Raw genomic sequence first — 11,263 nt, 5'->3', positions numbered from 1 at the left:
TCGCCGCCCCATGCAGGCGCCGCCCGTCAAAGACGGACCGCGCATCAATGACGACATCCGCGTCCCAAAAGTTCTGCTCATCGATCAGCACGGTGAGAAGCAGGGCGTGATGCCGACCTCTTCCGCTCTGGAGGCCGCTGAGGAAGCCGGCCTCGACCTGGTCGAGATCGTGCCGAATGCTGATCCGCCCGTCTGCAAGATCCTGGACTACGGCAAGTTCAAGTTCCAGGAGCAGAAGAAGAAGAACGAGGCGCGCAAGCGGCAGAAGGTGGTGGAGATCAAGGAGATCAAGCTCCGTCCCAACATCGACATCCACGACTACGAAGTCAAAGCGCGTTCGATGCACCGCTTCTTCGAAGAGGGCGACAAGGTGAAGGTCACCCTGCGCTTCCGTGGCCGCGAACTCGCCCACCCCGAACTTGGAATGAAGCTGCTCCAGCAGGTGAAGGCCGACTTCGAGCCGGTGGCCAAGGTCGAGTACGAGCCCCGCATGGAAGGCCGCCAGATGATCATGATCCTGGCCCCGCGCTAGGCTACAACGACAACCTCCCTCCCCTTCATGGGGAGGGTGGACGGCGCATCGCGCCGGACGGGTGGGGAATACCGGCCACACTCCCCCACCCCGATCGCTTCGCGATCTTCCCCTCCCCATAAAGGGGAGGGAGACCGGTTCCCGCCCCCGCGACAACCGAGCGTCACGCTGGGTCTTTACGCCCTGGGCGGTCCAGCTTAACACCGGATCATTATGTCCCAGTCCGAGCCGTATAAGGCCCCGGCGCCGCGTTTTGCTGCGGCGTCGCTGATAGCCGTCATCTTCATCAACATGCTCGGCTTCGGGATCATCGTCCCGTTGCTGCCCTTCTACGCCAAGTCCTTCGACGCGGCGCCCTGGCAGATCGGCCTGATCTTCGGAGCCTATTCGGTGGGCGCCTTCTTCGGCGAGCCCCTGTGGGGCCGGCTGTCGGACAAGTACGGCCGCAAGCCGCTGCTGATCTCCACCATCATGGGCAACTGCCTCTGCTACCTGGCGCTCGCCTTCGCCCCCAACATCTGGGTGGCCTTCGCCATCCGCCTGGTGGGGGGCCTGGCGGCCGGCAACGGCGCGGTGGTCCAGGGCTATATCGCCGACGTCACCCCGCCGGAGAAGCGGGCCCGCCAGATGAGCTATCAGGGCGCGGCCTGGAACGTCGGCCTGATCATCGGCCCGGCGGTGGGGGGCTTCTTCGCCCACACCGACATGGGCCCGGCCGGCTTCCGCATCCCGCTGTTCATCGCCTCGGGCCTGGCGGCCCTGTGCGTCATCGCCATCGCCATCGTCATCAAGGAAAGCCGCGTCCGCGAGGAAGGCATCACCCACCGTCCCAGCCGCTGGGCGGCGGTGGGCGAGGCGGTGGGCCATCCGGTGATCGGCCGCATGATGCTGCTGACCTTCCTGGTGGGCTTCGCCTTCACCGGCATCGAGAGCCAGTTCGGCCTCTGGTCCCAGGCCCGCTTCGGCTGGGGCCCGCGCGACATCGCCGTCTGCTTCGCCTTCACCGGCGCCACGGCCTTCTTCTTCCAGACCCTGGTCACCGGCCGGATGTCGGAGCGGTATGGCGAGGGGGTGATGCTGGCGGTCGGCATGGGCATGACGGCCATCGCCGCGGCCCTGCAGGTGGTCTCCATCAACGGCTACATGACCATCGCGCTCATGTGCCTCACCGCGGCCGGCCAGTCGGTGGCCTTCCCCAATGTGGGCGCGATCATCTCGCGCACCGCCGATCCCCACCGGCAGGGTCAGATCATGGGCCTCAACAACGCCACCGGGGCGCTCGCCCGGGTGACCGGTCCGATCTGCGCGGGCCTGATGGTGCCGCTGCTGCGGGACGGCCCCTTCATCCTGGGGGCCCTGGTGGTGACGCCGGCCATCCTGCTGGCGCTCTCGGCCACCCGGCGGGCCATCGCGCTCGGCAAGCTGAACGACCCCACGCCGTGAGCCTGACCGCCGAGAAGCAGGACCTTCGCGCGCTGGTCATCCTGCTGTCGGTGGTCTTCCTCAACATCGCGGGCTTCGGGGTGGTGATCCCGCTGCTGCCCTTCTTCGGCAAGGCCTTCGACGCCCCGGCCTGGCAGATCGCCCTGCTGTTCTCGATGTTCTCCTTCGGCCAGTTCCTGGGCGAGCCCTTCTGGGGCCGGCTCTCGGACCGGGTCGGCCGCCGCCCGGTGCTGATCGTCACCATCGCCGTCAGCGCGCTCTGCTATGTGGCGCTCGCCTTCTCCCCCAACATCCTGGCGGCCTTCGTCGCCCGTTTCGCCGGCGGCTTCTTCGCCGGCAACATCTCGACCCTGCAGGGCTGCATGGCCGACATCACCCCGCCGGAGAAGCGCGCCGGCCGCATGGGGGTGATGGGCTCGGCCTTCTCCATGGGCTTCATGACCGGCCCTGCCCTGGGGGGCCTGCTGGCCCGGCCCGACCTCGGCCCCATCGGCTTCCAGCTGCCCCTGTTCGCCGCCGCGGGCCTGGGCCTGGCCTCGGCGCTGGGGGTGCTGCTCTTCGTGCGCGAGACCCGCCCCGGCACGCCCGACGTGCGGCCCCGCGGCCGTCAGGTGGCCCTGCGGGAGGCCTTCGCCCACCCGGTGATCTCGCGGATCCTGATCATCTCCTTCGTCATCGTCTCGGGCTTCGCCGGCATCGAGGCCACCTACGGCCTGTGGACCGCCGCCAAGTTCGGCTGGGGGCCGCAGCAGATCGGCCTGGCCTTCATGGTCATCGGGGTGATCGGCGCCTTCAGCCAGGGGATCGCCACCGGCTGGCTGGTGGGCCGCTTCGGCGAGCCCCGGGTGCTGATCGCCGGGCTTTGCCTGATGTTCGTCGGCATGCTGGTGCAGTTCACCTCCATGGTCCCGGTCCAGGCGGTGCTGGGCCTGGCCATCGTCGGCTTTGGCCAGTCCATCTGCTTCCCCAACCTGGTGGGCCTGATCTCCAAGTCCACCCCGCCCGACCGCCAGGGCGAGATGCTGGGCCTCAACATGTCCAACAATGCGCTGGCCCGCATCGGCGGCCCCATCTATGCGGGCCAGCTCTTCAGCCTGGTCTCGCCGGGCGCGCCCTTCGCGCTGACCGCCATCCTCATCGTGCCGGCCCTGATCCTGGCCCTGCAGGTGATCAAGCGCGTGCCGCACGCCCCGCCATCGGCCTAGACTCCACGCGCCCTCCCCGAGGCGCTTGCGCGACTCCAAACCCTTGCTTTCCCGGCCTCTTTGCCGTATTCGCCCTCCCCTTCGGAACCGTCTGGCCCAATGGCATGCCAGGACGGTTCATCAATACGCCAGAGGACGGGGCTCACGCTCCGCAGAGAAATGCCGAAACTGAAGACCAAGTCAGGCGCCAAGAAGCGCTTCAAACTCACCGCGTCTGGCATGATCAAGGCCGGCGTGGCGGGCAAGCGCCACCGGCTGATGAGCCACAGCGCCAAGTACATCCGACAAAACCGCGGCACCAAGGTCATGACGGCGTCCGACGCCAAGATCATCAAGACCTACCTGCCCTACGGCCTTTGATCGGAGAACTGACACATGGCACGCGTTAAAAGGGGCGTTGTCGCCCACGCCCGTCACAAGAAGGTTCTTGAGCAGGCCAAGGGCTTCTACGGCCGCCGCAAGAACACCATCCGCGCCGCCAAGGCCGCGGTGGACCGCGCCGGTCAGTACGCCTACCGCGACCGCAAGGTCCGTAAGCGTAACTTCCGCTCGCTGTGGATCCAACGCATCAACGCCGCGGCCCGCATCGAAGGTCTGACCTACGCGACCTTTATCCACGGCCTTGACCTGGCCGGGATCGAAATCGACCGCAAAGTCCTCTCGGACATCGCGGGCAATGACCCGGTCGCGTTCAAGGCCATCGCCGACAAGGTTCGCGCCGCGCTGGCTTGAGGCCCGGGAGCTCTTCGCTCCTAAAGCATTCAAAGCCCTTCGGCCGAACCGCCGGAGGGCTTTTTGCTGTCCTCTTTCCGCGCCCTGTCACCCCCTCTAAGAACCGCGTGTCATGACCGCCAAACTCGAAGCCGACCTCACCGCCGCCATCGCCGCGGCCCCAGACCTCGCCGCCCTGGAGGCCGTGCGCGTCGCGGCCCTGGGCAAGTCGGGCGCGATCTCCGACCTGCTCAAGTCGCTGGGCTCCATGTCCCCCGACGAACGCCGCGAGCAGGGCCCGCTGATCAACGGCCTGCGCGACCGCGTCCAGGCCGCCATCGCCGACCGCAAGGCGGGCCTGGAGGCCGCCGAGCTGGACGCCCGCCTGGCCGCCGAGCGCGTCGACCTCTCCCTGCCGCCGGCGCCCCGTCGCAAGGGCTCGGTCCATCCCACCATGCAGGTGATGGACGAGATGATCGCCATCTTCGCCGAGATGGGCTTCGCCCTCGCCGAGGGGCCGGACATCGAGACCGACTTCAACAACTTCACGGCGCTGAACTTCCCGCCCAAGCACCCGGCGCGGGAGATGCACGACACCTTCTTCCTGCCGCAGGACGAGGCCGGCGAGCGCAAGGTGCTGCGCACCCACACCAGCCCGGTGCAGGTCCGCGTGATGAACCGCACCAACCAGAAGCCCGCCGCTCCCTGGATCGCGGCCGGCCAGGAGCCGCCGATCCGCGTCATCGTGCCGGGCCGCACCTTCCGCAAGGATAGCGACCAGACCCACACCCCGATGTTCCATCAGATCGAGGGCCTGGTGATCGACAAGGCCATCCACATGGGCCACCTGAAATGGACCCTGGAGACCTTCCTCGGCCGGTTCTTCGAGACCCCGGACGTGGTCACCCGCTTCCGGCCGCACCACTTCCCCTTCACCGAGCCCAGCGCCGAGATGGACGTCCAGTGCGACCGCTCCGGCGGTGAGGTGAAGATCGGCCAGGGGAGCGACTGGCTGGAGATCCTCGGCTGCGGGATGGTCCACCCCAACGTGTTGCGCAACTGCGGCCTGGACCCCGACGTCTGGCAGGGCTTCGCCTTCGGCTGCGGCGTCGATCGGCTCGGCGTGCTGAAGTACGGCATGCCCGACCTGCGCGACATGTTCGCCAGCGATGTCCGCTGGCTGCAGCACTACGGCTTCTCGGCCTTCGCCGCGCCTAATCCGGCGACGGGGCTGTCGTGATGGGGTCGCACCGACCCGTCGTCACCCCACGCCGTCATCCCGGCCGCAGCGAAGCGGAGAGCCGGGACCCAGGGGCCGTGCGCTGGGCTCCTGGGTCCCGGATCGGCCTTTCGGCCGTCCGGGATGACGTTGTGAAAAGCTGGATCGCGACGCGCGACCCCTCATCCGACCCTGCTCCGCAGGGCCACCTTCTCCCGCAAGGGGAGAAGGATCTCCAATCTGCCTACGGGACCCAATCCCAATGAAATTCACCCTCTCCTGGCTGCGCGAGCACCTCGACACCCCCGCCACGACCGCCCAGGTGGTCGAGGCCATGACCATGGCCGGCCTGGAGGTCGAGCATGTCGACGACCCCGCCAGCAAGCTCGCCGCCTTCACCGTCGCCAGGATCGTCGAGGCCGTGCAGCACCCCAACGCCGACCGCCTGCGGGTCTGCCAGGTGGACACCGTCGACGGCCGCAAGGAGATCGTCTGCGGCGCCCCCAACGCCCGGCCGGGCCTGACCACCATCTACGCCCCCATCGGCGCCTATGTGCCGGGCCTGGGCGTCACCCTCGCCGAAAAGCCGGTGCGCGGCGTGGTCTCCAACGGCATGCTCTGCTCGGCCTCCGAGCTGGAGGCCGCCAGCGAGTCCGACGGCATCATGGAGCTGGAAGACAGCCTGGCGGTCGGGACCCCCGCCGCCATGGCGCTCGGCCTGGAAGCCGTCATCGACTTCGAGGTCACCCCCAACCGGCCCGACTGGCTGGGCGTGGTGGGCATCGCCCGCGACCTGGCCGCCGCCGGCCTGGGGACCCTCAAGGACGTCTCCATCGCCCCGGTCCCGGGCGAGTTCGCCAACCCCATCGAGATCCGCCTGCCTGAGCCTGCGGCCTGCCCGGCCTTCGCCGGCCGGCTGATCCGCGGCGTGAAGAACGGGCCGTCCCCGGCCTGGCTCGCCCAGCGGCTGACCTCCATCGGCCTGCGCTCCATCAACACGCTGGTCGATATCACCAACCTGATCACCTACGACCGCGCCCGGCCCCTGCACGTCTATGACGCCGCCAGGCTGACCGGCGGCTTCATCGAGGCCCGCCTGGGCCGCGAGGGCGAGGAGGTCGCGGCCCTGGATGGCAAGACCTACGCCGTGACGCCCGAGATCTGCGTCATCGCGGACGCCTCCGGCGCCATCGGCCTGGGCGGCGTCATGGGCGGCGAGAGCACCGGCTGCTCGGAGGCCACCACCGACGTCTTCGTGGAAAGCGCCTGGTTCGACCCGATCCGCACCGCCCAGACCGGCCGCGCCACGGGGATCAATTCCGACGCCCAGTACCGCTTCGCCCGCACCGTGGACCCGCAGTCCCTGGTCCCCGGCCTGGAGTTGGCCACCAGGCTGATCCTGGAGCTCTGCGGCGGCGAGGCCTCCGAAGTGACCTATGCCGGCGAGGCGCCCGCCCCGCCCACCGCGCTCACCTTCGACCGGACCTATGTGAAGCAGCTTTCCGGCCTCGACATCGGGAACGCCCGCATCGACGAGATCCTCGGCAAGCTGGGCTTCGCCATCGACGGCGACCAGGTCACCCCGCCCTCCTGGCGCCGCGACGTCGAGGGCAAGGCCGACCTGGTGGAGGAGGTGGCCCGCATCCAGGGCTATGACGCCCTGCCAGCCACGCCCCTGCCGGAGATCGCCCGGCCCGCCGGTGGGGTGCTCACCGTGCGCCAGGGCCGCGTCCGCGTGGCGCGGCGCGCCATGGCCGCCCGCGGCTATGCCGAGACCATCACCTGGAGCTTCCTGGCCCAGGCGACGGCGAAGCTGTTCGGCGGTGGCGACCCGAAGCTGGTGGTGACCAACCCCATCGCCTCGGACCTGGACTGCATGCGGCCCTCGATCCTGCCCAACCTCATCGAGGCGGCGGGCCGCAACGCCCGGCGCGGCTTCCCCGACGCCGCCCTGTTCGAGATCGGCCCGCTCTATCGCGGCGACGCGCCGGAGGATCAGGTGACGGTGCTGGCCGCCCTCATCGCCCCCCACGCCCCGCGCCGCTGGGACGGCGCCAAGTCCGATCCCCTGTTCGACCTCAAGGGCGACCTGATGGCCATGCTGGAGGAGATCGGCGCGCCGAACCTGCAACTGGTCCAGGGCGCCAGCTCCGACTGGTGGCATCCGGGCCGCTCGGCCCGCCTGCAGCTGGGCCCCAAGACCGTGGTGGCCGAGTTCGGCGAACTACACCCGCGCATCCTCAAGGCCCTCGATGTCGACGGCCCCCTGCTGGCCTTCGAGTTCAACCTCGACGCCCTGCCTGAGGGCAAGAAGAAATCCGGCAAGTCCCGGCCGGCCCTGGACGCCTCGACCCTGATGCCGCTGTCGCGTGACTTCGCCTTCGTGGTGGACGCCGACGTCCCGGCCGGCGACCTGGTCCGGCCGATCCTGGCCGCCGACAAGGCCCTGATCTCCGAGGCCCGGGTCTTCGACGTCTATCAGGGCCCCGGCGTGCCGGAGGGCTCCAAGTCGGTGGCCGTCGAGGTCCTGGTCCAGCCCCGCGACAAGACCCTCACCGAGCCGGAGATCGAGGCCCTGTCGGCCAGGATCGTAGCGGCGGCCGAGAAGACCGTGGGCGCCAAGCTGCGGAGCTGAGGCCCCGCTACTCCCGGCCTTCGGTCAGGCGCTCGCGGGCCTCGCGCTCGACGTCGGCGATCAGGGCGTCGGCGGCGTCGTTCTTGGTCTCGATCACCGGATGGGGCGCCGGCTCGGCCGCATGTCCGGCCTTCAGGCCCAGGGCCGCGAAGGCCTCGCCGCCCTCCTGGCCGAACAGGCTGCGCACCCGCAGGTCCATCTGCGGGAAGGGGATCTCGATCTGGGCCGAGCGCAGGGCGTCCTCGATCGCCCAGGTATAGGCCGCGTGCATGGCCGCCGGTCGCTTCACCGCGTCGAAGGTCGGCCACACCACCAGCTCGAAATTCAGCGCCGAGTCGCCGAACCCGATGAGCCAGACCTGGGTCTTGCGGTCCTCGGTCTCCGGCAGGGTGAAGGGAGTGGCGCGCGCGGCCCGGATCACCACGTCGCGCACCAGGGCCTTGTCGACCCCGTAGGCCACCGAGAAGGGCACATGGATCCGCCGGGTGCCGCCCTTCAGGGTCCAGTTGATCACCTGGCTCTCGATCAGCTTGGAATTGGGGATGACGACATTGAGCCCGTCATTGGTGCGCACTCGCGAGGCCCGCGGCCCCACCTCGGCGATCACGCCGCGCACCCCGTTCTCCAACTCGATGAAGTCGCCGACATGGACGTGCGGATCGAAGATCATCACCAGGCCCGAGACGAACTCGCGGACGATCCCCTGCAGGCCAAGGCCCACCCCCACCCCCAGGGCGCCGGCGAAGACCGCGAGCGAGGTCAGGTCGATGCCGAGAGTCGACAGGGCCACGAAGAGCCCCGCCAGGACCAGTCCGTAGCCCGACAGCTTCTCGACGATATAGATGATCGGCCGTCCGGCGCGGACGCGGCCGCGCCATCGGCTCAGCCCCCCCGACACCAGGCGCGCGGCGAAGAATCCCGCCGCGACGATGACCACGGCCACCGCCAGCTTGCCGGCCGGGGCCAGCCATTGGCCGGTGGTGAACCAGGCCCAGACCGTGGCCGAGAGCTTCTCCAAGCGCGCACTCCTGCAAGGCGCCCGGCGCGCGGGCGTCGGGACACTGTCTTCCCAGAGCTACGCCGTGACGGCTGACTGGTTCCCGCGGACGCACTTGAAACGCGGTCGGAGGCCCCTCATACAACCTGTATGTCCACGCCCGCTCCGACCAAACCGCATCGCCCCAAGCCCGTCCTCGAGCGCTGGCTGGAGACTGGCCTATTCCGCGCCCGCTGGCTGATGGCGCCCTTCTATGTGGGCCTGATCCTGGCCCTGGCGGGCCTGGTCATCGTCTTCTTCAACGAGGCCTGGCACGAGCTCAGCCACATCACCTCGATGAGCCCGGAGGAAGCCATCCTCATGGCGCTGTCCCTCATCGACCTGTCCCTGGCCGGCAACCTGCTGCTGATCGTGACCTTCTCGGGCTACGAGAACTTCGTCTCCAAGATCGACACCGGCGACGACGAGGACCGCCCCTCCTGGATGGGGACGGTGGACTTCTCGGGCCTGAAGATGAAGCTGATCGCCTCCATCGTGGCGATCTCGGGCATCGCCCTGCTGCGGGCCTTCATGCGCCTGTCGGAGAACGAGCCGATCCCCGACCGCACCCTGGCCTGGCTGGTGGGCATCCACCTGACCTTCGTGGTCTCCGGCGTCATGCTGGCCCTGATGGACCTGCTGGCCTCGAAGACCGACAAACACTAGGGCGGCGGGGAAGCCCTAGAAGGGCCAGGCCCGGCGCTTCCGGCTGAATCCGAGATAGCCGATATTGGCGCCCAGGCGCAGGCCGACCCCGGCGCGGATCGGCGCCAGGATCACGTCGTCGGACCGCAGGTAGTTCACCCCCAGCCCGCCCACCAAATAGGCCGAGCCCTCCACCCCCGGGAAGCGCTGGAACAGCACCTCCGGATATTGAAGATTGTAGCAGAGGGTGAAGACACGAGACGCGTTGCCGCCCAGGTCCCAGCCCACCGACGGGCCCTGCCAGTAGACCTCGATCGGCTGGCGGTTCTTCATGTAGAGCAGGCCGTGCCCGTAGCGGGCGCCGATGGAGATCGCGCCCGAGGCCTCCTGCCCCGCGATATAGGCCGTGGGTCGGCCGTTTTCCTTGAACACCCGCTCGATGGCCCCGCCGGCGGCCTCGGCCGTCACCCCCAGGAAGTCGGAGACGTTGTTGACCATCTCCTCGCGGGTGAAGGGCTCGGCCGGCGTCGGATAGTCGGGGGTCTGGCTGGGGGGCGGCGGCCCGCCCTGGGTCTGGGTCTGGGCCTTGGCGGCCCCGGCGGCGCTCAGCGTGGCGAGGCCTGAAGCGATCAGTGTGCGGCGATCCATGGCGGGTCCTTGATGACGGCGAGGCGAGCCTCCCATCCCTCGGCGCCATCAATGCGGCGGCCCAGCTTAACGTCCGATTAAGCATGATCGGCGGCGGACCCTCGCAGGGGCCGCCGAATGTGCTAGAGGCTGGCGCACCATGAGCACGCCTCTCTCCCACATCCGCAACTTCTCCATCGTCGCCCATATCGACCACGGCAAGTCGACCCTGTCCGATCGCCTGATCCAGGAGACCGGCGGCCTCACCAAGCGTGAGATGACCGAACAGGTCCTGGACAACATGGAGATCGAGCGCGAGCGCGGCATCACCATCAAGGCCCAGACCGTCCGCCTGGACTACAAGGCCCGCGACGGCGAGACCTATGTCCTGAACCTGATGGACACGCCGGGCCACGTCGACTTCGCCTATGAGGTCAGCCGCAGCCTGGCCGCCTGCGAGGGCTCCATCCTGGTGGTGGATTCAAGCCAGGGGGTCGAGGCCCAGACACTGGCCAACGTCTACCAGGCCATCGACAACGACCACGAGATCGTTCCGGTCCTCAACAAGATCGACCTGCCCGCCGCCGAGCCCGAGCGGGTGCGCCAGCAGATCGAGGACGTCATCGGCATCGACGCCTCTGAGGCCGTGCTCTGCTCGGCCAAGACCGGCGAGGGCATCGCCGAGGTTCTGGAGGCCGTCGTCACCCGCCTGCCGCCCCCCAAGGGCGACCGCGACGCCCCGCTCAAGGCCCTGCTGGTGGACGCCTGGTACGACCCCTATCTGGGCGTCGTGGTCCTGGTGCGCGTCATCGACGGGGTGCTGAAAGCCGGGATGAAGGTGCGCATGATGAATGCGGGCGTCACCCACTCCATCGACCGCATCGGCGTCTTCAAGCCCAAGCAGACCGAGGTCGCCGAGCTGGGCCCCGGCGAGATCGGCTACATCACCGCCCAGATCAAGCAGGTGGCCGACGCCGCCGTCGGCGACACCATCACCGAGGAGCGCCGCCAGACCGCCAAGGCCCTGCCGGGCTTCCGCGTCGCCCAGTCGGTGGTGTTCTGCGGCCTGTTCCCGGTGGACGCCGCCGACTTCGAGGACCTGCGCGCCGCCATCGGCCGCCTGCGCCTGAACGACGCCTCCTTCACCTACGAGATGGAGACCAGCGCGGCCCTGGGCTTCGGCTTCCGCTGCGGGTTCCTGGGCCTGCTG

11 protein-coding genes are annotated in these 11,263 nt (G+C 68.9%); 9 read left to right on the top strand and 2 right to left on the bottom strand.

Annotation, left to right across the window (positions count from 1 at the left end; genetic code table 11):
- The first annotated feature begins 10 nt into the window (after positions 1 to 10).
- From infC to pheT, 7 genes are all read left to right on the top strand, one after another.
- Positions 11 to 532 (top strand): translation initiation factor IF-3, encoded by a 522-nt coding sequence (gene infC / locus Q7T09_RS18475; RefSeq protein ID WP_215342444.1) that lies wholly within the window; start codon positions 11 to 13, stop codon positions 530 to 532.
- A gap of 213 nt (positions 533 to 745) precedes the next feature.
- Positions 746 to 1,975: an MFS transporter gene (locus Q7T09_RS18470; protein WP_304701669.1), complete on the top strand. Its 1,230-nt coding sequence runs from the start codon at positions 746 to 748 to the stop codon at positions 1,973 to 1,975.
- Entirely contained in the window at positions 1,972 to 3,180 is a 1,209-nt protein-coding gene (locus Q7T09_RS18465; protein WP_304701668.1) for an MFS transporter, read from the top strand. The genes Q7T09_RS18470 and Q7T09_RS18465 overlap by 4 nt, the downstream gene beginning before the upstream one ends.
- Before the next feature lie 159 nt (positions 3,181 to 3,339).
- Positions 3,340 to 3,540: a 50S ribosomal protein L35 gene (gene rpmI, locus Q7T09_RS18460; protein WP_304701667.1), complete on the top strand. Its 201-nt coding sequence runs from the start codon at positions 3,340 to 3,342 to the stop codon at positions 3,538 to 3,540.
- A 15-nt stretch (positions 3,541 to 3,555) separates the two neighbouring features.
- On the top strand, positions 3,556 to 3,912 hold the full coding sequence (gene rplT, locus Q7T09_RS18455) for a 50S ribosomal protein L20 (RefSeq protein ID WP_304701666.1): 357 nt from the start codon (positions 3,556 to 3,558) through the stop codon (positions 3,910 to 3,912).
- A gap of 112 nt (positions 3,913 to 4,024) precedes the next feature.
- Positions 4,025 to 5,131: a phenylalanine--tRNA ligase subunit alpha gene (gene pheS / locus Q7T09_RS18450; protein WP_304701665.1), complete on the top strand. Its 1,107-nt coding sequence runs from the start codon at positions 4,025 to 4,027 to the stop codon at positions 5,129 to 5,131.
- 241 nt (positions 5,132 to 5,372) lie between these two features.
- Entirely contained in the window at positions 5,373 to 7,745 is a 2,373-nt protein-coding gene (pheT, locus tag Q7T09_RS18445) for a phenylalanine--tRNA ligase subunit beta (RefSeq protein ID WP_304701664.1), read from the top strand.
- A gap of 7 nt (positions 7,746 to 7,752) precedes the next feature.
- Here pheT and Q7T09_RS18440 read toward each other — a convergent pair whose 3' ends face one another.
- Entirely contained in the window at positions 7,753 to 8,763 is a 1,011-nt protein-coding gene (locus Q7T09_RS18440; RefSeq protein WP_304701663.1) for a mechanosensitive ion channel family protein, read from the bottom strand.
- Positions 8,764 to 8,892: 129 nt separating this feature from the next.
- Between Q7T09_RS18440 and Q7T09_RS18435 the strand changes: the two genes are divergently transcribed.
- Positions 8,893 to 9,447: a TIGR00645 family protein gene (locus Q7T09_RS18435; RefSeq protein WP_304701662.1), complete on the top strand. Its 555-nt coding sequence runs from the start codon at positions 8,893 to 8,895 to the stop codon at positions 9,445 to 9,447.
- A 15-nt stretch (positions 9,448 to 9,462) separates the two neighbouring features.
- Here Q7T09_RS18435 and Q7T09_RS18430 read toward each other — a convergent pair whose 3' ends face one another.
- Positions 9,463 to 10,074, bottom strand: coding sequence for a DUF1134 domain-containing protein (locus tag Q7T09_RS18430; protein ID WP_304701661.1), 612 nt, complete (start codon positions 10,072 to 10,074; stop codon positions 9,463 to 9,465).
- 139 nt (positions 10,075 to 10,213) lie between these two features.
- Here Q7T09_RS18430 and lepA point away from each other — a divergent pair.
- Positions 10,214 to 11,263 (top strand): translation elongation factor 4 (lepA, locus tag Q7T09_RS18425; RefSeq protein ID WP_304701660.1); only part of this gene is annotated, 1,050 nt, incomplete at its 3' end.

It is taken from the genome of Phenylobacterium sp. (assembly GCF_030645195.1).
Lineage (GTDB): Bacteria > Pseudomonadota > Alphaproteobacteria > Caulobacterales > Caulobacteraceae > Phenylobacterium.
Note: the sequence above shows the minus strand (reverse complement) of the source record. Positions and strands in the feature narration are given on the sequence as shown.

What these genes read in the sequence shown, in the direction of transcription:
- infC (WP_215342444.1), top strand. Translation starts at nt 11, where the DNA reads ATGCAGGCGCCGCCCGTCAAAGACGGACCGCGCATCAATGACGACATC.
- Q7T09_RS18470 (WP_304701669.1), top strand. Translation starts at nt 746, where the DNA reads ATGTCCCAGTCCGAGCCGTATAAGGCCCCGGCGCCGCGTTTTGCTGCG.
- rpmI (WP_304701667.1), top strand. Translation starts at nt 3,340, where the DNA reads ATGCCGAAACTGAAGACCAAGTCAGGCGCCAAGAAGCGCTTCAAACTC.
- rplT (WP_304701666.1), top strand. Translation starts at nt 3,556, where the DNA reads ATGGCACGCGTTAAAAGGGGCGTTGTCGCCCACGCCCGTCACAAGAAG.
- pheS (WP_304701665.1), top strand. Translation starts at nt 4,025, where the DNA reads ATGACCGCCAAACTCGAAGCCGACCTCACCGCCGCCATCGCCGCGGCC.
- pheT (WP_304701664.1), top strand. Translation starts at nt 5,373, where the DNA reads ATGAAATTCACCCTCTCCTGGCTGCGCGAGCACCTCGACACCCCCGCC.
- Q7T09_RS18435 (WP_304701662.1), top strand. Translation starts at nt 8,893, where the DNA reads ATGTCCACGCCCGCTCCGACCAAACCGCATCGCCCCAAGCCCGTCCTC.
- Q7T09_RS18430 (WP_304701661.1), bottom strand. Translation starts at nt 10,074, where the DNA reads ATGGATCGCCGCACACTGATCGCTTCAGGCCTCGCCACGCTGAGCGCC.